This window comes from Mesorhizobium sp. M1409 (genome assembly GCF_040317535.1).
In the GTDB taxonomy this organism is placed as follows: domain Bacteria; phylum Pseudomonadota; class Alphaproteobacteria; order Rhizobiales; family Rhizobiaceae; genus Mesorhizobium.
In genome coordinates, this window is sequence record NZ_JAMYKV010000019.1 from 57,878 (window position 1) to 82,620 (window position 24,743).

The 24,743-nt window shown below is 62.6% G+C and carries 19 protein-coding genes; 9 read left to right on the forward strand and 10 right to left on the reverse strand.

Translation table 11 applies throughout. From position 1 onward, the window contains the following. Window positions 1-37: 37 nt before the first annotated feature. Together NKG99_RS16820 and NKG99_RS16825 are read left to right on the forward strand one after the other, a co-directional pair. Complete coding sequence (locus NKG99_RS16820; RefSeq protein WP_352629639.1) at window positions 38-280, forward strand: SMc00767 family acetate metabolism repressor; 243 nt, start codon at window positions 38-40, stop codon at window positions 278-280. Window positions 281-557: 277 nt separating this feature from the next. Next, on the forward strand, window positions 558-962 hold the full coding sequence (locus NKG99_RS16825) for a response regulator (RefSeq protein WP_502913077.1): 405 nt from the start codon (window positions 558-560) through the stop codon (window positions 960-962). A gap of 21 nt (window positions 963-983) precedes the next feature. Here NKG99_RS16825 and NKG99_RS16830 read toward each other — a convergent pair whose 3' ends face one another. Further along, window positions 984-1,700 (reverse strand): HAD family hydrolase, encoded by a 717-nt coding sequence (locus NKG99_RS16830; protein WP_352869638.1) that lies wholly within the window; start codon window positions 1,698-1,700, stop codon window positions 984-986. 143 nt (window positions 1,701-1,843) lie between these two features. Between NKG99_RS16830 and NKG99_RS16835 the strand changes: the two genes are divergently transcribed. The 3 genes from NKG99_RS16835 (at window position 1,844) to NKG99_RS16845 (ending at window position 5,974) form a co-directional block, all read left to right on the forward strand. Further along, window positions 1,844-3,280, forward strand: coding sequence for a glutamine synthetase family protein (locus NKG99_RS16835; protein ID WP_352869640.1), 1,437 nt, complete (start codon window positions 1,844-1,846; stop codon window positions 3,278-3,280). Window positions 3,281-3,467: 187 nt separating this feature from the next. Further along, window positions 3,468-4,754 carry an NAD(P)/FAD-dependent oxidoreductase gene (locus NKG99_RS16840; protein ID WP_352869642.1) on the forward strand — a complete coding sequence of 429 codons (1,287 nt, stop codon included), beginning with the start codon at window positions 3,468-3,470 and terminating at the stop codon, window positions 4,752-4,754. 356 nt (window positions 4,755-5,110) lie between these two features. Continuing rightward, a complete protein-coding gene (locus NKG99_RS16845; RefSeq protein WP_352869644.1) occupies window positions 5,111-5,974 on the forward strand; it encodes an SH3 domain-containing protein in 864 nt (287 codons plus the stop codon). Window positions 5,975-6,067: 93 nt separating this feature from the next. Here the strand turns inward: NKG99_RS16845 and NKG99_RS16850 are convergent, their stop codons facing one another. Beyond that, window positions 6,068-6,814 (reverse strand): SDR family oxidoreductase, encoded by a 747-nt coding sequence (locus tag NKG99_RS16850; protein WP_352869710.1) that lies wholly within the window; start codon window positions 6,812-6,814, stop codon window positions 6,068-6,070. Window positions 6,815-7,129: 315 nt separating this feature from the next. Between NKG99_RS16850 and zwf the strand changes: the two genes are divergently transcribed. The 3 genes from zwf (at window position 7,130) to edd (ending at window position 11,192) form a co-directional block, all read left to right on the forward strand. Beyond that, a complete protein-coding gene (zwf, locus tag NKG99_RS16855) occupies window positions 7,130-8,599 on the forward strand; it encodes a glucose-6-phosphate dehydrogenase (protein ID WP_352869646.1) in 1,470 nt (489 codons plus the stop codon). Beyond that, entirely contained in the window at window positions 8,581-9,297 is a 717-nt protein-coding gene (gene pgl, locus NKG99_RS16860) for a 6-phosphogluconolactonase (RefSeq protein WP_352869647.1), read from the forward strand. The genes zwf and pgl overlap by 19 nt, the downstream gene beginning before the upstream one ends. A gap of 71 nt (window positions 9,298-9,368) precedes the next feature. Beyond that, a complete protein-coding gene (edd, locus tag NKG99_RS16865) occupies window positions 9,369-11,192 on the forward strand; it encodes a phosphogluconate dehydratase (protein WP_352869649.1) in 1,824 nt (607 codons plus the stop codon). Window positions 11,193-11,276: 84 nt separating this feature from the next. Here edd and NKG99_RS16870 read toward each other — a convergent pair whose 3' ends face one another. The 8 genes from NKG99_RS16870 to NKG99_RS16905 form a co-directional block, all read right to left on the reverse strand. Then, window positions 11,277-12,941, reverse strand: coding sequence for a vWA domain-containing protein (locus NKG99_RS16870; RefSeq protein WP_352869651.1), 1,665 nt, complete (start codon window positions 12,939-12,941; stop codon window positions 11,277-11,279). Window positions 12,942-13,317: 376 nt separating this feature from the next. Beyond that, entirely contained in the window at window positions 13,318-14,280 is a 963-nt protein-coding gene (locus NKG99_RS16875; RefSeq protein ID WP_013530232.1) for a GlxA family transcriptional regulator, read from the reverse strand. Window positions 14,281-14,336: 56 nt separating this feature from the next. Then, window positions 14,337-15,236, reverse strand: coding sequence for a bifunctional methylenetetrahydrofolate dehydrogenase/methenyltetrahydrofolate cyclohydrolase FolD (folD, locus tag NKG99_RS16880; protein ID WP_352869653.1), 900 nt, complete (start codon window positions 15,234-15,236; stop codon window positions 14,337-14,339). Window positions 15,237-15,416: 180 nt separating this feature from the next. Further along, a complete protein-coding gene (locus tag NKG99_RS16885; RefSeq protein WP_352869712.1) occupies window positions 15,417-17,972 on the reverse strand; it encodes a GumC family protein in 2,556 nt (851 codons plus the stop codon). Window positions 17,973-18,290: 318 nt separating this feature from the next. Then, entirely contained in the window at window positions 18,291-19,232 is a 942-nt protein-coding gene (locus NKG99_RS16890; RefSeq protein WP_352869655.1) for a Csu type fimbrial protein, read from the reverse strand. A gap of 14 nt (window positions 19,233-19,246) precedes the next feature. Next, on the reverse strand, window positions 19,247-21,667 hold the full coding sequence (locus NKG99_RS16895; protein WP_352869657.1) for a fimbria/pilus outer membrane usher protein: 2,421 nt from the start codon (window positions 21,665-21,667) through the stop codon (window positions 19,247-19,249). After that, window positions 21,639-22,358, reverse strand: coding sequence for a fimbrial biogenesis chaperone (locus tag NKG99_RS16900; protein ID WP_352869659.1), 720 nt, complete (start codon window positions 22,356-22,358; stop codon window positions 21,639-21,641). Before NKG99_RS16900 ends, NKG99_RS16895 begins: the two co-directional genes overlap by 29 nt. Window positions 22,359-22,379: 21 nt before the next feature. Then, entirely contained in the window at window positions 22,380-22,877 is a 498-nt protein-coding gene (locus tag NKG99_RS16905) for a Csu type fimbrial protein (RefSeq protein ID WP_352869661.1), read from the reverse strand. A 548-nt stretch (window positions 22,878-23,425) separates the two neighbouring features. Between NKG99_RS16905 and NKG99_RS16910 the strand changes: the two genes are divergently transcribed. Beyond that, complete coding sequence (locus NKG99_RS16910) at window positions 23,426-24,721, forward strand: lipopolysaccharide biosynthesis protein (protein ID WP_352869663.1); 1,296 nt, start codon at window positions 23,426-23,428, stop codon at window positions 24,719-24,721. Window positions 24,722-24,743: the final 22 nt, after the last annotated feature.

The following is a 24,743-nucleotide window of genomic DNA, read 5'->3' on the forward strand; positions in this document are numbered from 1 at the left end:
AACGCCCGACAGGGCTTGGGACACAAGGAGAAGAGCAATGGCATCGATAAGCCGTGTCAAGGAACGCGCCGAGGAACAGTCCACGACGATGAGCGTCGACCAGCAAGCGACGATCCGCATGCTGGCCAACGATCTGCACCGCCTCAACCAGTCGGTGATGAAGGCGGTCGAGGCAGGCGTCTCGGTGGAGCTCGTGCGCTCGGCACGCCATCACGGCGGCGACGGCAACTGGGGCGATCTGCTGATCCCGGTGATCGTCACGCAGCAGGGCCACGGCTGATCGCAATCCGTGCAACCGTCCTCTTCACCTGCGCGTTTCTGCGCAGGTGAATTTTCTTTTTATGAAACGCACTATGGACAGTTCAGTACAGTAGCGTTGCTTGAAATTCACTGCTCCAAGCATGATTTTGGGGTCTTTTATTTCAACTTGACATGGACCACGATCTCACGCCAATTGCTCGCCAGATTCAACTCTGCATTGAAATAGGGGCGAGCTTCTTGGTCGACTTGTGTGCCCAGTGAATCGTGAAGACGAGACTCCAAGACATCTGAATTGGGTGGCCCGCGACGCAAGCACCGAGGCGATCCGTGATCCGTCGCAGGTGCTTGTCGTCGGCAAGTCGTCAATCAATCGCGTGGTGATTTCGAAGATCGTCGAGCGATCCGGGCTCAAGCCAATCTCAGAATCTCCCGACACCGCGGCAAGGATCTTGCGGTCCCTCATTCCCGGCGCGGTTGTCCTTGACGGCGGCGCCGACAACAAGGACTGCGACAATCTGATGTCCAGCATCGGCGCGTTGCGGCGCGCCTCGGGCAAATCGCTGCCACCAGTGATCCTGCTTTCGACCAAGAATGGCACTACGGAAAGCCTGGGCCTGTCTGACATCATCGACGTGGTGGTCGCCAAGCCGATCACGCCCGAACGGCTGCAACCGGTGATTGATCGCTTGGTCGGCCGCTAGAGCGTAGGCGGTTTCCTGGGATCAGCCTGCGTTCACGATGCTTTCTACCAGTTCCGGCAGTTGTCCGAGATCGGATATCTGGCGGAATCTCGATTCGGCCACCGGGGCCTCGACATGCTCGAGCACCCAGGTCAGTTCATGCGGCACATGGACACCCCAACCGCCGGCCTCGATGGCCGGCACCACATCCGACTTCAGCGAATTGCCGACCATCATGCTTTTTGCCGGACCATCGCCATGCCGGCTGAAGATCCTGCCATAGGTGGCGGCATTCTTGTCGCTGACGATCTCGATCGCGTCGAACAATTCGCCCAGGCCCGACCCGGCCAGCTTGCGCTCCTGGTCGAAGAGGTCGCCCTTGGTGATCAGCACAAGGCGGAATGCGCCGGCAAGCTTCTCGACCGTCTCGCGCGCATGCGGCAAGACCTCGATCGGATGGCTCAGCATCTCGCGGCCGGCATCGAGGATCTCCGATATGACCGCCGCAGGCACGCGACCTTGCGTGACCTCGATTGCCGTTTCGATCATCGACAGGGTAAATCCCTTGATGCCGAAGCCATAGACGGCAAGGTTGCGCCTTTCGGCTTCCAGCAATCGTGCCGAGATGTGCTCCGCTTCGGCATGATCGGCAAGCATGGCGGCAAAGCGCTTCTCCGTCAGGCGGAAGAACTGCTCGTTCTGCCAGAGTGTGTCGTCGGCGTCGAAGCCGATCGTCGTCAGTTTGCCGTCGTACCTCATGCAATTTCTCGATTGGGATTGAAGGCCGAAACTAAGCCGATCGGCGTGATTTTCAACCGTGTCAGCCAAAGCCCGACGCGGCTCCCCTTCCCTTCCATGGGAGGGCACGGCTATACTCCACAATCCGCAACCCAATCTGGTGAATGATGCCGCCTGCAAAAAAGGAAGTCCGTCCGTCGAGCCGCGGAGGACGTGCCCGCACGCCTGCCTTCGTGAAAAACCAACGGGGCGTCAAGAACTGGAAGGAAGTCAGCGCCTGGCTGGAATGGCGCGGCATCGAGGACATCGAGTGCATCACGCCTGATCAGGCTGGCGTCGCGCGCGGCAAGATGATGCCATCGAAGAAATTCACCTCCAACACCTCGCTGGCACTGCCGTCGGCTGTGTTCATGACGACGATTTCCGGCGGCTACCCCGAGGATGGCAACGGCTTCCATTACCCGGAAGACGACGGCGACCTCAAACTGATGCCGGATCTGTCGACACTGACGGTAGTGCCCTGGGAAGAAGACCCGACGGCCGCGGTCATCTGCGACCTCGTCCACCAGGATGGCCGCTCGGTCGAGTTCACGCCGCGCAACGTGCTGAAGCGCGTGGTTGCCGCCTATGACAAGCTCGGCCTGAAGCCGGTGGTGGCGCCCGAGATCGAATTCTATCTCGTGCGCAAGAACCCCGATCCGGACTATCCGCTGACCCCGCCGGTCGGCCGGTCCGGACGCGCGATCGGCGGCGGCGCCGGTTATTCGATCGCCGGCGTCAACGAATTCGACGAACTGATCGACGACATCTACCATTTCTCCGAAAGCCAGGGCCTGGAGATCGATACGCTGATCCATGAGGAGGGTGCCGGCCAGTTGGAGATCAATCTGCGCCATGGCGACCCGATCGAACTGGCTGACCAAGTGTTCATGTTCAAGCGCACCATTCGCGAGGCGGCGCTGAAGCACGAGATCTATGCCACCTTCATGGCCAAGCCCATCCAGGGGCAGCCTGGCTCCGCCATGCATATCCATCAGTCGATCATCGACAAGAAGACCGGACAGAACATCTTTTCGGCCGCCGACGGTTCGGAAACCGACGATTTTTTCCACTTCATCGGCGGCATGCAGAAGCATGTGCCGAACGCGCTGGTGATGTTCGCGCCCTATGTCAATTCCTACCGCCGGCTGACACAGGCGGCGTCGGCGCCGGTCAACAACAAATGGGGCTACGACAACCGCACCACGGCGTTTCGTGTGCCACGTTCGGATCCGGCGGCACGGCGCGTCGAAAACCGCATCCCCTCCTCTGACGCCAACCCCTATCTGGCGCTGGCGGCATCGCTTGCCTGCGGGCTGATCGGCATAACCAACAAGGTCAAGGCCGAGCCTCCCGTCCTGACCACCGCCAACGCGGACGAGATCGACCTGCCACGCGGCCTGCTCGAAGCCGTCGACCTGTTCGAGGGCGACGAGGAACTCTGCGCGCATCTGGGCAAGTCCTTCGCCGCGACCTATGCGGCCATTAAGCGCGCGGAATTCGAGACGTTCATGGAAGTGATCAGCCCGTGGGAGCGGGAGTATCTGCTGCTGAATGTTTAGAGGAATAGCGAATAGCGAATAGCGAATAGCGAATAGCGAATAGCGAATAGCGAATAGCGAATAGAAATGATGAGACAGGCGACACAAGTCTCGATCAACCCTCACTCCTCAATTCTCCCTATTCGCTACTCCCTACTCGCTATTCGCTTTCTCACTCCCTTCCAAATCTCCGAGTCTTCACCGCATCATGGCCTACCAATCCCCAATTTCTCCCGGCCGCTCCTGGTATGAGGACAGCGCCGGACCAAGACCCGAATACCCAAGCCTCGATGGCGACCGGACTTGCGACGTCGTTATCATCGGCGGCGGCTTTACCGGTTTGTCGGCGGCAGCGCATCTGGCCAAGGCTGGCACCAATGTCGTGCTGATCGAGGCGCATCGCTTCGGTGATGGCGCTTCCGGGCGCAATGGTGGCCAACTTGGCACCGGCCAGCGTTCGTGGCTGGAGGATCTGGAGGCCGAGTACGGTTTTTCCCGGGCCAAGGCGCTGTTCGATCTCGCCGAAGAGGCGAAGGCCCATCTCCTCGAATTCGCTGCTGCCAACCAGATCGACATCGACTATATGCCGGGCCAGCTCTCGGTGGCGCACAAGCCGCGCTATGTCGACGGTTACAAGGCGCATGCCGAGATCATGGCGAGCCGTTTTTCCTACCCGCATATCTCGTTCATGGATGCCAGGGAGACGGCGGAGCGGCTGGGATCGACCGCCTATTTTGGCGGGACGCGCGACACCGGCACTGGCCACATCCACCCGATGAAGCTGGTGATCGGTACGGCGCGGGTGGCGGCGCTTGCCGGCGCCCAGTTGTTCGAGGGGACGCCATCGACCGGCATCATTTCCAGTGGCGGCAAGGTCAAGGTTTCGACGCCGAGAGGCACGGTGACAGCGCAGAAGTGCCTGATCGCGGTCAACGCCCATGGCGGCACACTCGAGCCGGTGAGTGCGGCGCACATCATGCCGATCGGGTCGTTCATCGGCGCAACCGTTCCTCTGGGAGCGGACTCGAACGTGTTGCCAGGCGGCGAGGCGGTCGACGATTCCCGCTTCGTCGTGCGCTATTTCCGCAGATCGAAAGACGGGCGGCTGCTGTTTGGCGGGCGCGAGATCTATGGCGTCAACGATCCGAAGGATATCCACATCCATATCCGCCGCCAGATCGCGGAACTCTACCCAACGCTCAGGGATGTCGAGATCACGCATGGCTGGGGCGGCTATGTCGGCATCACGGTTCCGAGAAAGCCGTTCGTGCGCGAAGTGATGCCCAATGTCATCTCCGCCGGCGGCTATTCCGGCCACGGCGTCATGCTGTCGAACTTCTTTGGCAAGCTCTATGCCGAAACCGTTGGCGGCAACCGCGACCGGCTAAAGCTGATCGAGGACCTGAAAATCCCGCCGTTCCCCGGCGGCCGGCGCTTCCGCACGCCGCTGCTGTTCCTGGCGCTCAACTGGTTTGCTCTGCGCGACAGGATCTAGCGCCTTCTCCGTTCCAATGGAATCGGGACCGGTTCCATCTGTCGGCTGAAGCGTGATCTCTGACGAAGCTGAATGCCATTGCGCTCCGGGCTGGATAGGATCGCTCTGAATTCATGTAATATTCCTGTAATATTTGTTGCCGTGGCGGCACATTGCGGAATCCCCGGCAAAGGTGCAGAATCGGGTGGGAAGGCGTAGTGATGCCACAATCGCCGGCAAAAGATGCCGGTTGTGGGCGACTGACGGGGAATTCCGCGGGCTTTCCCGCTTTGGTTTCTTGGGACCGATGCAGATCTGGCGCCAGATTCTTGGCATTCGATCGAAAGAACATCGGCCCGCTTATGGAGGTGGCAAGAGTGAGAGAGCCCTTCAGTTTCGGTACGCCGGAACGTCGGCGCTTTGCCATGCAGTTCGGATACGACATGCGGCCGTCCTTCTGGCAGGAGGTCCGTTCGAACTCGCATCTGGTGATCGCCGCGATCGGCACCGCCGCACTGCTTGGCGTCGCCGCCGTGGCGTTATGGCTGACATTGCCGGCCAGCGACAGGCAAGCGGCAGCGAGCTCCGAGCAGACCATTCCAACCATTCCGGTGAAGACGACGAAAATAGCCCCGGTGGGGGCCGCGGTCGCCGCGGCAGCCGTGCCCCAGGCGCGCAAGTCCGACACGGTTTCACCGACCGTCACGGCCGCGGAAGCCAACGTACAAGCGCTCGCGGCCAATGATCCGCGCTGGACCGGTTCGCAGCCGAAGGCTGCATCCGCTTCCGACTCGACTGCTCCGAGCCAGGTTGCGAACCAGGCTGAACAGGCACCGGACAAGCCGGCGGCGGCATTCGCGCAGCCGGCAGCCGATACCGATGCCACCGCTGAACTTGCCAAGGTTGCCGCGCCCTCCGCGGCGGCGGGCAGCCATCCCGATGGCGCACAAACCGCCGCCATCCCCGCGGTGAAGCCGCCAGTGCCGGCTCAGCAGCCAGCGGCAACAGAAGGCGACGGCAGCCAGGCCAAGGCGAAGCCTGGGAAGGTCGCAGCCGCCGGAACGGGGCGCATCCTGAGGGCCGTGACCATGCGGAGCGGCCCGAAGAAGAATGCCGCCGCCATCGGCACGGTGCCCGCCAGAACCTCGGTGCAGGTGATGAACTGCACGCAATGGTGCCAGATCACCTACAACGGCAAGACCGGCTGGGTCTACAAGAGCTACATCAAGACCGGCGCCTGACGCCCCACCGCTCCGCGCGGGGCATGTCCGTTGTTCTGGTGCATGTCATTCTCCCAAAACCGGGGCCACTTTCGGGCCACATACACCAGGCTTTCAGATGCAACGGCCGCCGTCGACCTCCAGCGCCACACCGGTGATGAAGGCGGCTTCGTCAGAGGCCAGCCAGAGTGCGGCGTTGGCGATGTCGAGTGGCGTCGAAAGCCGCCCGAGCGGGATCGATGCCCGGAACTTCTCACGGATTTCGGGTGTGTCGGCGCCCATGAATTTCTCCAGCATGCCGGTCTCGCCGGCAACGGGGCAGAGGCAGTTGACGCGGATGTTCTTCGGCGCCAGTTCCACCGCCATCGACTTAGTGGCGGTGATCGCCCAGCCCTTCGACGCATTGTACCAAGTGAGGCCGGGCCGCGGCCGCAGACCCGCGGTGGAGGCCGTGGTCAGGATGACGCCGCCGCCTTGCCGCTCCATGATCGGCACCACGGCAAGCGCCGCGTGATAGATCGCCTTCATGTTGACTGATGTGATCAGGTCGAAGGTTTCCTCGTCGACATCGAGCATGTCGCCGTTACGGTGGGTGTAGCCGGCATTGTTGACCATGATGTCAATGCGGCCGAAGGCGCTTTTGGCGGCATAGACCATCTCGTCGAATTCGGAGCGCAGCGAAACATCTGTCTGGGTCCAGATCGCCGCTTCACCGATCTCGCCGGCGACGCGCTCCGCCCCCTTGGCATTGAGATCGGCGACGACGACCCTGGCGCCCTCCTCGGCAAAGCGCCTGGCGATGCCCTCGCCAAACCCCGACGCAGCACCGGTGATGACAGCAACCTTGTTTTCCAGACGCATGTTTTTCCCGCTCATGATTGGTGACGATCGACCGGCACGCCAATAATGCACATCCACGCAATGCCGCGGCTACTGAACAGCATGGCTGAAAGATGTGCGGCCATCGCCGATTTCTCCTTTGGCTTTCGCCTCGATCCCGCTCTATGCTGCAACTGCGAAGGCTTCCGGAGCCGCGCCTGTCGACAAGCCTCCAGGTCATCGGACTGTCAAGGGGCAGGCGCATACACCCAGATGTGACACCATGGCACTGGAAAATTTAAATCGATTAGATTATATCAGCCGCGTCACAGCGACCGGCGTCAGAGCGGACAGACCATGACCAGCCAGATCATCCCCGTCGACCCTTTCGACTTCATCATTTTCGGCGGCACCGGCGATCTGTCCGAGCGCAAGCTTCTGCCGTCGCTCTACTATCGCCAGCGCGACCATCAGTTCTCCGAGCCGACGCGCATCATCGGCACGTCGCGCTCGAAAATGAGCGACGAGGAATTCCAGGCCTTCGCCAGCCAAGCGATCTCCGAGCACGTCAAACCGGCCGATATCGACGCCAAGGAACTGAAGACCTTCCTGGCGAGGCTATCCTACGTCTCGGCCGATGCAACGACCGGCGCCGGATTCGACAAACTGAAGAAGGCGATAGGCGACAGCGACCGTATCCGTGCCTTCTACCTGGCGGTGGCGCCGGCGCTGTTCGGGGATATCTCGCACAAGCTGAAAGAGTACAATCTGGTCACGCCGAACTCCCGCATCGTGCTGGAAAAGCCGATCGGCCGCGACCTTGCCTCGGCGCGAGCGCTAAACGATCTGGTCGGCGACGATTTCCACGAAAGCCAGATCTTCCGCATCGATCACTATCTCGGCAAGGAGACGGTGCAGAACCTGATGGCGCTGCGCTTTGCCAACGCGCTCTACGAGCCGCTGTGGAACTCCGCCCATATCGACCACGTGCAGATCACCGTGGCCGAGACCGTGGGACTGGAAGACCGCGTCACCTATTACGACAAGGCCGGTGCGCTGCGCGACATGGTGCAGAACCATATGCTGCAGCTGTTGTGCCTCGTCGCCATGGAAGCGCCGTCGTCGATGGATGCCGACGCGGTGCGCGACGAGAAGCTGAAGGTGCTGCGGGCGCTGAAGCGCATCAACGGCAACGAGGCGCCGAAGCAGACCGTGCGTGGGCAGTACCGCGCCGGTGCCTCGTCCGGCGGAGCTGTAAAGGGCTATGTCGAGGAGCTTTCCCACGACAGCAACACCGAGACCTTCGTCGCCATCAAGGCCGAGATCGGCACCTGGCGCTGGGCGGGCGTTCCGTTCTACCTCAGGACCGGCAAGCGGCTGGCAACCCGGGTTTCGGAAATCGTCATCGAATTCAAGCCGATCCCGCATTCGATCTTCGGCGACAGCGCCGGTCCGATCTTCGCCAACCAGCTGGTCATCCGGCTGCAGCCGGACGAAGGCGTCAAGCAGTTCATCATGATCAAGGATCCGGGTCCGGGCGGCATGCGGCTGCGCCAGATCTCGCTCGACATGAGTTTCGCACAATCCTTCGATGGCCGCGCGCCGGACGCCTATGAGCGGCTGATCATGGATGTCATCCGTGGCAACCAGACGCTGTTCATGCGCCGCGACGAAGTCGAGGCGGCGTGGAAATGGATCGACCCGATCCAGAACGCCTGGGAAAGCGCCAGACAAGAGGCGCAGGGCTATACGGCAGGCACCTGGGGACCCTCGGCCTCCATCGCACTGATCGAACGTGACGGGCGGACATGGCACGAGAGCAATTGAACAGCGCCGCTTACAGCTGGAACGGCTTCGCCGGGCGCCAGGAATTGGCGGCTGCCCTTGCCGGACATGTCGCCGGCCGCCTGACCAAGGCAATCGCCGAGCGCGGCACGGGGCTGCTCGCCGTCTCCGGCGGCACCACGCCGGCAAAATTCTTCTCCGCCCTTTCGGCGATACCGATTGCCTGGGATAAGGTGATCGTGACGCTGGTCGACGAGCGCTTCGTGCCGGCCTCCTCGCCACGTTCCAACGCCGGGCTGGTGGCCGCCAATCTCTTGCAGAACGCGGCCAAGGCGGCGCGTTTCGTGCCGCTCTATCACGAGGCCACCAGCATCGAGGATGCGGCTTCCTCCGACAACGCGGCGCTCCAGTCACTGCCCTGGCCGCTCGACGTCGTCGTGCTCGGCATGGGGCCGGACGGCCACACCGCCTCGTTCTTTCCCGATGCCGACGACCTGGAAAAATTGCTCGATCCGTCCTGCGACAGGATCGTGCTGCCGGTTCATGCGTTGAGTGCGGGAGAGCCGCGGCTGACCCTGTCGCTGGCGCGCATCGTCGATGCCGGCTTCATCGCGGTGCACATTGAAGGCGAGGACAAGCGCACCGCCTTCGACGGCGCGATGGCATCCGGACCGCGGAAACCAATCCGCGCCGTGCTCGACGCCGCGCAGAAGCCCGTAGAGGTTTTCTGGGCTCCCTGATTTGAACTTGCTGAGGGTCCCGGCGGACAGCCGGATTGTGTTCCGGGACCTCGCCTGAAAGGACCGACACCATGACCGCCAGACGCGACATCGAAGCCATCACCGAGCGCATCCGCGAGCGTTCAAAGCCAGGCCGGGAGCGGTATCTTAGCCGCATAGCCGAGGCGTCGAACCGCACCGCCAACCGGGCCGTGCTGTCGTGCGGCAATCTCGCCCACGGCTTTGCGGTGTGCAGCCCCTCGGAAAAGCTGGCGCTGGGTGCGGATAAGGTCCCAAACCTCGGCATCATCACCTCCTATAACGACATGCTGTCGGCGCATCAGCCCTTCGAGACTTTTCCGGCGCTGATCAAGGACGCGGCGCGCGAAGCCGGCGGCATCGCGCAGGTGGCCGGCGGCGTGCCGGCGATGTGCGATGGCGTGACGCAAGGCCAGCCCGGCATGGAGCTGTCGCTGTTTTCGCGCGACGTCATCGCCATGGCCGCGGCGATCGGCCTGTCGCACAACATGTTCGACGCCGCCGTCTATCTCGGCGTCTGCGACAAGATCGTGCCGGGGCTGGTGATCGCCGCCCTCACCTTCGGCCATCTGCCGGCGGTGTTCATTCCGGCCGGACCGATGACCACCGGCCTGCCGAACGACGAAAAGGCCAAGGTCCGCCAGCTCTATGCTGAGGGCAAGGCCGGACGCGCCGAACTGCTGGAGGCCGAGTCCAAGTCCTACCATGGGCCGGGTACCTGCACCTTCTACGGCACGGCGAATTCCAACCAGATGCTGATGGAGATCATGGGCCTGCACACGCCGGGCGCTTCCTTCGTCAATCCAGGCACGCCGCTGCGCGAGGCCTTGACGCGCGAGGCGACGAAGCGGGCGCTGGCGATCACCGCGCTCGGCAATGCCTATACGCCGGTCGGCCGGATGATCGACGAGCGCTCGATCGTCAACGGTGTCGTCGGCCTGCATGCCACCGGCGGCTCGACCAATCACACCATCCACCTGATCGCCATGGCGGCGGCGGCCGGCATCGCCATCACCTGGCAGGATATTTCCGACCTTTCGGAAGCGGTGCCGCTGCTGGCGCGGGTCTATCCCAACGGTCTCGCCGACGTGAACCATTTCCACGCCGCAGGCGGGCTCGGCTTCCTGATCCGCGAACTGCTCGACGAAGGCATCCTGCATGAGGATGTGCAGACGGTCTGGGGCGAAGGCCTGCGGCCCTATGCGGTCGAAGCAAAGCTCGGTGCCGACGGCAGCGTCGTGCGCGAAGCCTCGCCACGCCAAAGCGGCGACGAGAAAGTGCTGGCGCCGTTCAGCAAGGCGTTCCAGGCGACCGGCGGTCTTAAAGTGCTGTCGGGCAATCTCGGCCACGCCGTCATCAAGACTTCCGCGGTGAAGCCGGAGCGGCGCATCATCGAGGCGCCGGCCAAGGTTTTCGACAGCCAGCAAGGGCTGAACGAGGCGTTTAAGACCGGCACGCTGACCGGCGATTTCATCGCCGTCATCCGCTTCCAGGGGCCGAAGGCCAACGGCATGCCGGAACTGCACAAGCTGACTACCGTGCTCGGCATCCTGCAGGATCGCGGCCAGCGCGTGGCGCTGGTCACCGACGGGCGCATGTCTGGAGCCTCCGGCAAGGTGCCGGCGGCGATCCATGTGACGCCGGAAGCAGTCGAGGACGGGCCGATCGCCAGGATCCACGAAGGCGACATCATCCGGCTCGACGCCGAGGCCGGGACACTCGAGGTGCTGGTGCCGGCCGGGGACTTTGCACTGCGCCGGACGGCCGATGCCGACCTGATCGGCAATGAATTCGGTTTCGGCCGTGAGCTGTTTGCCGGCTTCCGGCAATTGGTCGGCCGCGCCGACCATGGCGCCAGCGCCTTCGGCACGGCTTGACGGAATCACCATCCTGTCCATGAAAAAGGGCGGCTCATGGCCTCGGCTCATGGCCGCCCTTTTTTGCTGCCGGTCAAATGGCGGTCACGGCGTAACGGTGATTTCGCTCCGTTCGCCGGCCTTGACCGTCACCGGCATTTCCTTCTCATGCCCCGCATCGGACATGTGTCGGACAACCACATAGTCGCCGGCCGGAACGGTCTGCTGCCAGGTATCGCCATAGTTCAGGCCAAGCGCCTTGCGCTTGCCCTCAATGTCCTTTTTCGGCGACAGGATCTCGATCGAGTAGGCACCGGGGGCCGACATGGCCAGAACGCCGGCATCGAGCGGCACCTTGATATCCATGACATCACCGACCTTGATGCTGAACGGCTGCTCGACGACCGCCAGGTCAAGCGTGGTCAGCGCGACATAATCGTCCGGCGGCAGCCAGAACTTGCTGTCCGGTCCATAGGAATGCTCGACGCTGTCACGCGTGCCATCGATTTTCTTCTTCGCCTTGACGATCTCGAAACCGAGGCCGGGACTGTCGGCCTTGTCACCGCCGGCGATATAGACGGCGTTGAGCATGACATGGCCGACACCAACGATGACGTCCTTCTCGATCTTCTGCCCGGCGGCGAGCTGGATGGTTTCGGTGACGCTGCCGGCGCCAATCTGGACCGTGACCTTCTGTTCGCCCGCCGGCACGATGATTTTGGTGTCGCCATAGTGGGTGGTGCTGCCGCCCGGATAAGCGAAATTGAGGCTGGCCGCGTCACTGATGTCGGCGCCCTGGCTCGGCCGCGGATGAATGAGCATGGTGCCCGCGTTCAAGGTGAACAGCGGCTTGTAGACCTGACCGGCCTCGATCTTGACCTTCTGCTCCACCTTGGCCTCGTCGTCGCGTGCGACGACGATGTAGTCGCCCGGTTCGAGATTGCCATTGTAGGTGCCATATTCGGTGGTGACGGAACCGCCACGCGAGCCATCGGCGTCCGCCTTGTAGATCTCCCAGGCGTTGCCGTCGGTGATAGGCTCGCCACCTTCGGCCATCACCACCGTCGGCTGGAAATTGAATTCAGGCTTGGCCGGTTCCGGTGCGGGCGCAGGAGCGGGAGCCGGTTCTGGAGCGGGTGCCGGCGCTGGTGCCGCCACGGTCTCGACAAGCGCCTCCTGCAACGCCTTCTCGTCGGAGGCCTGGATGTATTTGCCGCCGGTGTTGTCGGCGAGGCAGGCGATCTGCTTGCCTTCGTCGGCGGTGAGGCCGAAGCCGACGACATCGGCGGTGAAGTCGACGCCGGATGCCTCAAGCTCCTTGCCAAGCGCGCAGGGGTCGCCACCGCATGTTTCGAGACCATCGGTGATCAGCACGACGGTGGCCTTGTCCTCGGTGTATTTCAACGCCTCGGCTGCTTGCTTGACGGCAGAGGTCAGTGGCGTCTTGCCGAGGAATTTCAGGCTGTCGGCGGCGGCCGAAATGGCACTTGCCGAACCTGCCTGTGGCGGCACGATCAACTGGATATCGTCGCAGCTGCCCTTTTCGCGATGGCCATAGGCCATGAAGCCGATTTCGTCGTCGGTGGGGACCGATTGAAGCACGGTTCGCAGCGACTCGCGGGCGATTTCGAGCTTGGGCTTGCCGTCGATCTGGGCCCACATCGAGCCGGAGGCATCGAGAATGACGATGACCTTGTTCGCGGCAAAGCCGAATGTCGTCATCGACAAAAGGAGGATCGCCGCAGCGACGCTCCGTGCAAGTCCCGCCATCGATATCTCCTCAAATCCGCCCTGATCCGGGCGGCAAAGCTATTTGACGCCGCGCCGGGACACAAGCCCGCGCACCTATGCGTAGGGCTCCGAACTCAGGTTGACAAAGGACCTGACGACAGCCAGTTCGGCGGTGTTGGCAGCTTTTGTGCCGGATAGGAATTTTTTCTTGATTCCGTGACCTCAGCTGTGGTACATGTTCGTCCATGGTGCTGATTTGCGCCAGCGACCCGCCGCACAGGCGGGTTTTTCGTTTGATGCTCCGTCAGCCAATGCGCCGGCGAAGGCTGGGAGGGAACCCGTTAACCCGGGTTCGTTGCCCTGGCCCGGTGCGCCGGGGCCGAATGCCAAACTTTTCAACGGAGCGAAAACCCGCTCAGTAGGTCGTGCGGCGCTCTTCCGAGGGCGGCCTGCCGAATTGCAGCCGGTAGCTCTGGGCAAAGTAAGAATGCGAGGTGAAGCCGGTCGCGATCGCCACGTCGAGGATCGGCATGTTGGTCTGGCGCAGCAGTTCGCGCGCCCGTTCCAGCCGCAGCCGCATATAATAACGGCCGGGCGTGACGCTGAGATGGCGCAGGAACAGGCGCTCCACCTGGCGCACCGACAGGCCGGCGGATTTTGCCAGCTGCACCGCCGACAGCGGCTCGTCGAGGTGGTCGGCCATCAGTTCGACAATGCGCCTGAGCTTCTCCGACTTGCCGGTCAGGTCGCGTTCCGGGCCGACACGCTGGCGGTCTCCGGCCGAGCGGATGCGTTCGTGCTGAAACTGGTTGGCGACGCCATTGGCGAGGTTCGAGCCGAAATCGCCGCGCACGATCTCCAGCATCAGGTCGATCGAGGTGGTGCCGCCGGCGCAGGTGTAGCGCTTGCGATCGATCTCGAAGACATTGCCCGTGCAGTTGATGTCGGGGAAGCGCTCGACGAAGCCGGCGCGGTTTTCCCAATGGATGGTGCAGCGATAGCCTTCGAGCTGGCCGGCCTCGGCAAGCAGGTAGGAGCCGACCGACAAGGCACCCAGCGCATTGCCGCGCCGGCCCCAGCTGCGCAGCGCCGCCAGCACCTTGCTCTTGCCGGGAAATTCCGTCGTCAGCCCGACGGAAACGAAGAGGATATCGACCGGCGGCAGGTCGGCGACGGCGTAGTCGATCTTGAGCGGCAGGCCATTGGAGGCCATCACCGGATCGCCGTCGGCCGACACCGTGGTCCAGCCGTAGAAGTCGCGGCCGAGCAACCGGTTCGCCGACCGGAACGTATCGATCGCCGCGGCCAGCGAGAACATGGAGAACTTGTCGACCAGCAGGAAAGCGAACTGCCTGCCGCCTTGAACGGGATCAGTCATGACCGGCCGTTCTGAGGGAACACTGGGGTTCGGCAAAGTTGCGGCTTTCTGGCGGGTCAGAAGGACGGCCGTTTCAATCCGGCCGCAAGGTAGGCCGAGGCTAACGTATTGGCCATCAGCATGGCAATGGTCATCGGCCCGACGCCGCCGGGCACCGGCGTGATGGCGCCGGCGGCCTTGGCCGCTTCGGCATAGGCGACGTCGCCGACGAGGCGCGACTTGCCCTCGCCCTTTTCGGGTGCGGGAATGCGATTGATGCCGACATCGATGACGGTGGCGCCGGGCTTCACCCAATCGCCCCTGATCATCTCCGGCCGGCCGACGGCGGCGACAAGAATGTCTGCGGTGCGGGCAAGTGCCGGCAGGTCTTTGGTGCGGCTGTGGGCGACTGTGACGGTGCAGTTGGCGGCAAGCAAGAGGTTGGCCATCGGCTTGCCGACGATGTTGGAGCGGCCGACGACGACGGCATTGAGGCCGGACAAATCCTTGCCGCGCACCCGCTCGATCAGAAGCATCGAGCCGGCCGGCGTGCAGGGCACGAAGGCAGTCTCGAGTTCACCGGTGCCGAGCTTGCCGACATTGATGAAATGGAAGCCGTCGACATCCTTTTCCGGCGCGATGGTCTGGATGATCTTGCCGGCGTCGATATGGGCCGGCAGCGGAAGCTGCACCAGGATGCCGTTGATGGCCGGATCGGCGTTGAGGTCGCCGATGATGTTCAGCAATGCCGGTTCGGAGGTTTCGGCCGGCAGCGTGTGCTGCACGGAATGAAAGCCGCATTCCTTGGCGGTGCGCGATTTGGAGGCGACATAGACTTGGCTCGCCGGATCCTCGCCGACGATGACCACGGCAAGACCGGGTTTGGCCTTGCCTTTGGCGACAAGTTCGGCCGTCAGGGTCTTGACCGTCCGCACAACGTCTTCGGCAACGCTCTTACCATCAATCACTTCGGCCATGGACCACCCTCAACACCAAAATGCCCAAGCGCGCCGCTTCCGGAAGCGACGCGCTTTTTGATCTTTCACAGCGTGGCATCTTCACGAAAATTCCAACACGCAATCCCGCCAAAGCGCCGTCCCATGCCGTTTACGCGAAACCGGCATGTTTTTGTACGACAGCGCGAAGAATTTTGTGGCTCAGAAGTACCGGCGGCGCGCTCGGCTCTCGGTGAGTTCGCGGACCGCTTCGCGGAATTCGCGCAGGCTGGCGCGGATTTCCTCGATTGGCGCTTGCGGTTCGACGTCCTGCTCGGCCTGCCGCGCCTCCACAGATGGCTCGCGAGGCTGGGTCTCCTGCTGCGGCGAGGTGGGATGTTGCGGATAGAGCGCGGAAGCAGGCTGAGGCGGATAGGGCAGCTGCCCGGCATTGGGGGCCGACATGGACTGCGGGTAGCCCGGCTGCTGCGTGTAGGCCAAAGGCTGCGCGTAGGGATAGAGTTGCGGGCCCGAATACGCTCGCGGCGGCACCATGTGCGCAGGCTGAGGCGGCTGCGCCATCTGCTGGGCATAGGGAACAGGATTACCGGACCGGACGGGCGGCGGCGGCGGGTAGGCCGCCGCGACCTGCTGCCGAGGCGTAAAGGCCGGCGCCGACTGGGGATAGGGGGAGTACGCCGGATCTTGCGTTGGCTTCCCGTTTTCAGCGGAGACCCACTCGGTATCGAAGGGCTCTTCCGGGGACGGCTTGCGGGACACGGCCTTGCGCAGCCTCGACAGCAGCGCGCTGACTCTGCCGGGGCCTTCGTCCGGCGTGATCTCGGTCTGCTGGACAGGCGGTGGTGTTACGGGCGGTGGCGGCGCAGGTGGTGGTGTCGATGGTTGCGGAGCAGGTGGTTGCGGCGCCGGCGGGGGTGCTGCCCGATATGGCTTGTCCTCGTAGGGCGTCCGGCGCTGGTCCGCGCCGCGGTCGCGGCGCGAGCGCGAATTGGCGGTGTCACGCAGGCTCTCATAGGCGCCACGCATGGCGCCGAGGCCAATGCCGGAGGCAAAGCCCAGCAACAGGCCGGCAAGCGCCACCACGACCCGCGACGGCCCGTTCGCCTCGAGCGGCGCGAAGGCCTTCGAGATCACGTTGATGTTGGCGGTGTTGATGTCCTTCTGCTCGCCGGTCTCCTTGGCGCGCAGCAGGTACTGTTCGTAGACGGAACGCTTGGCGGTAGCCTCGCGCTCCAGTTCGCGCATCGACACCAGATCGCCGTTGACGTCGCCGCTGCGAACCTTGAGCTGCGCCAGACGAGAGGCGAGATCCTGTTCGAGCTGGACCGCGCGCTTGAGGTCGACCTGCAGCGACGAGCCGATGCGGCGCAGCTCGGCTGCGATGCGGTCGCGTGCACCGGCAAGCTGGGCATTGAGCGCCTGGAGTTCGGGGTGGCGCGGGCCGAACCGGATGGCGGCGCGATCAGCCTCCTGCTTGAGCGACGCATATTGCGAACGCAGATCGCTCATCGTGTTGGAGTTGATCTCCTCCGGCAAGGTGCCGGTGAGAACAGAGTTGACGTCGACCGAACGCGCCGAAGCGGCCCGGGCATTCAGTTCCAGCGTGCGGGCGCGGGCAACCGATAGCTGCTCGTTGAGCTTCAGCATCTCGTCGTCGCTGATGAGGTGGCCCTGCGCGTCGACAAGGTCGTGCGAGGCCCTGAAATCCTCGACCTTGCGCTCGGCCGCCTCGACGCCCTTGCGCAGTTCGTCCAGCCTGGCCGTCAGTTCGTCGGTGGCGCGGCCTGCGGTATCCGACTGGATCTGGCCGAAAGTCTGCAGGAAGACATCCGTCATCGTGTTGGCGATCAGTGCCGATTTCTCGCCATTCTGCGTGGTGGCGCTGACGGTGATGACGAAGGTCTTGCCGCCGCGTTCCACCGAAAGGCTCTCGGCCAGATTGCCGACGGCAAGCGCCCGGCGACGGGTGTCGTCGACACCACCTGGCCCGTCATTGCGTGACAGGACGGAGCGGATGAGCGACATGACGCCGAGGCCGCCGCTGCCCTGCCCATTGAATTCCGGGTCGTTGACGAGATTGAGCTTGTCGACGACCTTGTTGAGAACAGTGCCTGATGTCAGCACCCGGACCTGGTTTTCGACGATGGCCAGCGTCGCGTCGGAAGCGACGACCGACTGGGTGAGGTCGCGATCGGTGAGCTTCAGGTCGCGCGGATCGACGATCAGTTCGGTGGTGGCTTCGTATTTCTTCGGCGTCGACAGAGCGATGGCAATGCCGAGGGCGGCACCCAGTATCGTCGTCGTCACGATCAGCGCCTTCGACTTGCCAACACCACGGACGACCTGCATCGGATCGATCAGCGGCTTCCACTGCTGGCTGTCGGCGCCGTCGTTGTGGGATGCCGGCGCATTGCCTGAACGATAAGGTTCGGATGCAGGATCGGGGCTATAGGCGCCCGCGGTTTCCGCCGATTGTGTCCGTGGCGTGGTTTGCGCAGGGGTCACCGACGAGGCCGTCTCATAGCCAGCCTGATACCCGTCCGTTGCGGCCGGATCCGACAGCTTCAGGTTCGTCCGCGTTTCGCGTTGTGAACGGGCGAGACGATGACGCGTGGCGGCATCCTCGCGCCATGACGGGTCTGCCCGGTCCCCGATCGAGACCAGGGACGCGTCGGGTTCGTCGCCGCGCACAGCCTGGCCTAGCGCCAGCAACGAGCGCTCGCGCTTCCAGTCTTCGCGGTTTTCCCTGTCGACCATCGTCCGGAACTTTCCCTTGGCGACCTGCGAACGGCGATTGGCCATTCGTTAGCCCACGCTAAACTTACAAGCCCAGAATTCCGCGAAGTGGGAACTTCTTTTGGCGTCAAATGGGCAGAAATAGGCGAACTGGGCAGTTCGTTTGGCCATGGACTCGTTGGTTTGGAACTTGGCACTGGTATGGTTAAGGGGCCGTTAAGCCAGGCCACCCAGAATGCTGTCCCGCTGCGAAGTCAGAGGTCGGCTGGCGTATTCTCTTCCCAGAAGGCGGGCGTGAGTAAAATTGGATATCTTGGCGTGCCGTCATGCAACCAACGATCAGTATGTGATCGTCACGACCACCGTATCCGTATAGACGCCGGCCGAGGGCGTCGTCTGCGGCGGCACCCGGCCATACACCGTCAATGCTTGGACGAGACCGTTTCCGGTACCGGGCACCGTGCTTCCGGGCGTCGCCGCATCGCCCCATGGTTGCGAGCGTGCCGTGTCCTTGTAGAGGCCATAGGTAACGGTCTCGGCACCCTTCGACATTTTGCGCGCCGTCGGGGCCGAATTTGTGGTGCCACCATTGAGGGATACGGTGTAGGCCGTGCCCGAGGTACAGGTGACGGAAACCCCGCCGGTGGCGTCGACATTGGCGCTTAGCACCCCTTTGGCGCCGAAGTCGATGTTCTGGACCGTGACGAGACAGTTCGCTGCCACGGACGCGTTCACCGTAAAATTGGTGGTGGTTGCGGTGCCCGCCGACGTCGTACAGTCACTGCCGAGACTATAGCGATAACGAAACGGTGTGTTCGCACCGGAAAACGTCGAAAGATAGCTTCCGGGAACAGCCGTCGACTGTCCGCCCAGAACAGCGCCGTAGATGGTAATTGCCCCCGATCCTGATCCCAGAGCGTTCAGCGTCAGGGCATAGGCCGGCGAACGGGCGGCATAGGGCCAGCTGTACGAACCCCAGATAACGCTGCGCGTCGAATCCGAATAGATCTGATAGTTGAGTGGATTGGCTCCGCTCAGCATCTGACGCGCCGCAGCGGACGTTGCTCCGCCGCTGCCCTCAGCGAGATTGGGACAGATCAGGATGCGCTGCAGGCCAATCCCGGTGCAGTCTACGCTGATCGAAGCTGTTGAGTTAGTCTGGCTGCCAGATAGGGTGTCGACGCTTCCGAAATTCAGGTTGGAACTGCTGAAACTGCAACTTTGCGCAAAAGACAGCGAGGGCAACACCAAGAAGAGGACAAAACCGACGGCACGAAGCATGGTTGATCCTTGTCTCACAAGCATTTCAGATCGTTGATCACGACCTGTTTTCCCGGCACTGGCTTGTAAGGAAACTCGGCGCGACAGGTCTTTCCGTCACTCAGATCGATGACGATTGCGTTGTGCGCCCTCAGCCCGCGAATGTAGGCTTGGCCGTCATAACCGACGAAGAAGTCTTCAGAGCTGCCCTCAAGCTTGCCGGAAAGGCCGGCTTGCAATGGCGCCCCGCCCTTGTCCGCAATGGTAACCAGCGCGGCCCGCGGCGTTTCCGAGACTCCGAATTTCACAACCACGCCGCTACGGTCGGCGGGCACGACCGTTTCCCTAGTGGCCGGAACATCGGCGTCGACCGGCAGATTCTTCGGATCGATCGAAATCGTGTTCAGTTCGTAGGAATTGAGATCAGGCACAAGAATACGGCCACGACGGTCGGTCTTGCCGACAGGTCTGTTCTGACGTTCAACCTCCACTCCCGGCGTGCCAACATCCACGACGGCAAAGGCGTCGTCGATCCGGTTGGCTGCGAATACGCTGCCGCCGGCCACCGCGATTGCGCCATCCATCCGCGCCGTCGCCCGAACATCGTGATCATACTGCTGGACGCCGGCCTCGAAGCGCGCGAACGGAGCGCGATAGCTGACCGCCGCCGAGCGGTTGGGAACGTCTCCTTCCGATGTCCGCGCACGCCAGCCGATGCTTCCGTTCTCAAGCCGCTCTGCCTTGGCGACGTCGGCCACGACGTTCACACCATTGGGGCCTTGCTCTACTCCCGTGGAGGCGGTGATACCTTCGCCGAAGGGGATCGAAACGCCGGCAAAAACACCAAAACTTTTGCGATCCTCAAGATCAGTGAACGCCGTAGCGTAGAGCGTGCTCCGCTTGAATATCTGCTGGCTGTAGGAGAGCCCGACAATCTGGCTCTGCTCGCCTTCGGCATCCTCCAGGTGGGTGTAGGAAAGGTTGAGACTCGACAGATCGAGCGGCATCGGCACGCTCAGCGTTACCTGATCGATCGCACGCGGAACGCCGGGACTGAAGATCGGAAGACCATCCGGTCCCGAGAATTCTGGTTCGGCCGTCACCGAGGCGATGTCCTCATAGTCTCCGAACGCCCTTTGAACCCTGCCGTACAGCGACCATCCCTCGTAGGTGAGTTCCAGCGACGCGTTCACCAACGAGCCGGTGTCTCCGTCGTGGTGGCTTCCCGCAACCGCAACCGAAGCAGCGCCATACGGTCCGAGCGGAAAGGCAACACCCAATCCCCCGTTGAGCAGCTCTTGACCGCCCTCGAAATGGCCCTCGAGCGTCAGCCAGTTGGTAAGCCCGTAGCGGGCGGTGGCGACGCCCATGACGCGCTGGTCGTAGTCGTTGGATTCGACGCCGAAATTTCGGCGCGGAAGTCCGGCCTCGGCCGAAAAATCAAGCAGGCCCTGTCGCAGGAGCATACTGGATGCGTAGAACGGAAGCGTTGCCGTGGTTTCCCTTCCAAGACTGTCTCGCAGCACCACGCGTGCCTCTCCGGCTCCCGTGAACACCGGCACGTTGATGACCTGGAATGGCCCTGCCGCCACGTCGCCAGCGTAGGTGCGCACGTTTTGGGTATAGACCTCTAGGGTCGAAGGCACGGCTGCCGTGCCTTCAAACGAGGGGAGTGGAAGGGTGACCAAATCCGAACGAAGGGAAAAATTGCGCTGTGCCTGGATGCCGCCGAGAAAAACAGGTCGGGTCCATGACAGGCCACCGGAAACGAAATCTCCCGCCCTGTAGGTGACCATGCGGTCAGGGTCCGAATAACTCCAGGTGGTGTTCAGCCGGGTGAAGTCCTGGAGCTCGCCGTCGGAATAACCGGTGATGAATGACTGGGCCAGCGTTCCGTACGGGCTGAAGGCGCGTGCATCGAAGGCGCCGGAGACGCCCTGAAACAACTCGACGTTATCATCGAACAGCGTGTTGGAGCTTGCAAAGAGGGAATAGTTGAGGACGGCCCCGTAGTCCGATTGCGGCTTCAGCCGATCCTGCTTTTCGGCCGGGCCGACATCGATCGTGCGGGCGGCGCGACCGTCATTGGTGGTGGTGACATAAAGCCGCTGCGCCGTCTCATCGACGCGAAAGGAGATGCCCGGCAAGCGATCAAGCCTGGCGAGGCCATCGGCGTCGATCGCCTCCTCGCGTGGTTTGAGGCCGACCTCCTGCAGTTCCCCTGGGGCGGCCGCAAGGCCGCCATCGGGCAGTTCCTTGAAGTTGCCGATCATCTTGGATGAAATGTCGTTGATGAACACTTCCAAATAGAGATCGCGCCCAGCGGGCCGAGCCGAATTGGAGATGTCTTGTGCCGGTGCGTCCGGAATCTCTTGCGAGTTCACCTGCGACGAAGAGCAAATCACAAGAACGCCGGCAGCCGCCGTGCTAGCGACCCTGAACGGCGACTGTGGCATCGAATGGTCCAAAATCGCTCTGCGCCTTAAGCGTCACGGAGCTTCCGGACAGCGATTTGCCGCTGCCGATCGGCCATTGCATTGATGCCCCACCCAAAACGTAGCCAACAAGTCCGCTGCGGCTCGCTAGTTTTTTACCTCCCTGGTTGAGAGTGATGTTTGACAGTCTCAGTCGGCTATCACCGTCGTTGCGTGCCTTGAGGATCAGCCCACCGCCGGCGCGCGAAAGACTGAACGACACGTTCGGCGTCGAAGCGTCGGGACTGCGGAAGAAGACCGGGATCGAATACCGCAGGACCAGGGTCACGGTCCCGGCCTGTCGGCGCGAAGGGTCCGGCAGCTCATCGACGACAACGCGATAGCTTTCCTCGGTTCGAACCGGCGCCTTGCCGACCCGCAGGACCCGGACCACGTAGTCGGCGTCGGGGCCGAGTTTGGTTGAAGGCGGGCTGGCCACCACGTCCGACGTCGGCTCCAGCCGTTCAACGCCATCCACCTGCGTCCATCTGAAGACGCGGACTTGTACGTTGATCGGCCGCTTCGCGTCATTGTGGAGGTTGAGAACCGCAGCACTGTCTGGTGCAATCAGTTCGAGATTGGTCGGGGCTACCCTCAGCGAGGCGGCTTGTGAAAATCCGGCGCACAGCAGAACAAGGGCCGCCGCGCCAATGCTTGAAAGCATGGTTCGCATGTCGTTCTCGCTTCGCTGTTGTCAGTAGGTAACGGTGATCGCGACGGTGTCGGTATAAACGCCGGCCGCCGGTGTGGATTGCGGCGGCACCCGTCCGTAAACGGTCAAGTTCTGGACACTGCCGTTGCCGGTTCCCGCGACTGTGTCGGTGCCGACCGTAATACCCCAATTTTGTGTGCGAGCCGTGTCCCGGTAAAGCGCGTAACTGATTGTCGCCGCCGCCGGGCCGGTCATTTTGCGAGTTGTAACGGTCGCGCCGGCGCCGCCACCGGCACTCAACCCGACATTGTAGGTTTGTCCGGTCGTGCATTGCACGCCTATCGTGCTGGTCAGATCGACATTGGCATCGATGACGCCCCTCGTGCCGAAATCCAAATCGCTGGCGGTCTGAACTTTGCATTCGGCCTGGATGGTGATGCGAACGGTCATGTTGCCGGTCGCCGTCGCGGCGAACGCCGGGCCCGGCGGCACGATCGCGGCAAGCGCCGCAATACTCGATGCGAGAGATCTCCTAAGCATGCACGGTTCCCTTCTTCAGAGTGCCCTTAACGCATGCCACTACGCCCCTTTCACCTGTCGCGGGTGCCCCCCAACGTGATGACCAAGCGTTGGTCAAAGCATATCGGAAGGGCTTTTCAATACAACCGCTTATTGAGACGCTGACTTTTTGACTTCCTTTGCATTAGCAATACCTAAATTATTAACAAATGAAACTTTCAAAGCGGAAATTAGGAACTTGATTCCGCGCCGCTAGCGTTGGATGAGCCGCAACGGAGGCGTCGAACCAGCCTATTAACTGATTGGTCTAATCAAGCTGAAGGGCGGGACAATGCGTGGTCACTGGTACCCGCGCCCGAGCCTGGGAGATCGCGCTTTGGATCCTCGACCGGAAGTACGAGGAGAAACGCGACGGATAATCTTCACGGCCGGGCCGATCAAGTCCGAAACCGATTTTGCCAGATCAGCGGGCGCGGATAGACCGGCAAAAAGCCCGCCGCTTGCCAACAACACAGCCTTAAGCTCCAGAACGGCACGTTAAGCTTTCCGGCCTAGGCTCTGTTTGAGACATGACGCAGGCCAGTGACATACCGCAAAGGCGGCCCCTCGCCCGGATCGGCAGCTTTTTGGCCGAACGACGGGGGCTGCTTCGCGACTATTTCTCGGCGATCAGCGGCGCCGGTGGGCGACTGGTGTTTTCACTCGCCTATTTCATCGCGCTGGCCAACACGCTGTCCATTTCCGAGTTCGGCATGTTCGCCACGGCGTCGGCGGCCGGCGTCATGCTGTCGCGCATCCTCGCCTTCGGTTTCATCTCGGCACTCTACCGCACCGCCACTATCCGCCCCAGTCTGATCGGCACCTTCACCGCCGGCTTCCTGCTGCTCGGCCTGCTGTCGTTGCCGCTCCTGGCGGCCGCCTCGTTCGGCGTCTATCTGATCTTCTTCGCCAGCACCGTGCCGCTGGCGGTGTTTGCGGCAATCGTCTTTGCCGAAGCGCTGTTGTGGCGGCCGGTGGAGGTGGCGCTGATCGTCAACAACGGTCTGGGCAAATTCGGCCGCGCCGCGGTGCTGGCCATCCTGGCGACGGCGCTGCGGGCGCTCGGCGCGGTGCTGTTCATGTTCTCCGCGCAACACAGCGTCTGGATATGGTCGTGGTTCTACATCGGCTCCAATGCCGCCTCCTTGATACTGGCATTCGGCTGGTTCTATCCGCGACAGCGGCTGCGGCTGCGCATCGAGCCGTATCTCCGGCGGCTGGCCGATTCCATCTATGTCGCCGGTGCAGAAGTGCTGTTCTACCTGCAGATGGAGTTCGACAAGCTGCTGGTTCTGGCGATCGGCGGCCCGCATCTGGCCGGTATCTACGCCATCATCATGCGGCTGGTCGACTTGACCGCCATTCCGATCCGAACCTTCTCGATGATGCTGGTGCAGCGCATGATGCGCGCGCCGGAAATGCTGTCACGGCTGGCGGTCAAGAGCGGCATCGAAGGCGGCGTGTTCGCGGTCTCGACGCTGGCGCTGCTGGCGCTCGGCATCGTGCTGCACTTCTTCCCCAATGCGCTTGGCAAGAATGTCGCCGAGGCCGCGCCGCTGGTGCTGCTGGCGATCTGCGTGCCGGGGTTGCGCAATCTGGTCGAATACCAGGCCGAGCTTTTGTTTGCACGCGGCCAGACCTTGGTGCGGGCGCTCAATCTCGGCCTGCTTGCCGCACTGAAGGCGCTGTTGCTGACCTATGTGCTGACGACCATCCTCGACACGCCGAACCTGGTGCTGTCGCTCAATGTCGTCTTCCTGCTTCTGTACCTCGCCTCGACGCTGCTCACCTATTCGGCGATGCGCAAGCCGGCGAAGCCGGTCTAAGACTTCCGGTTCCCACTTTTCG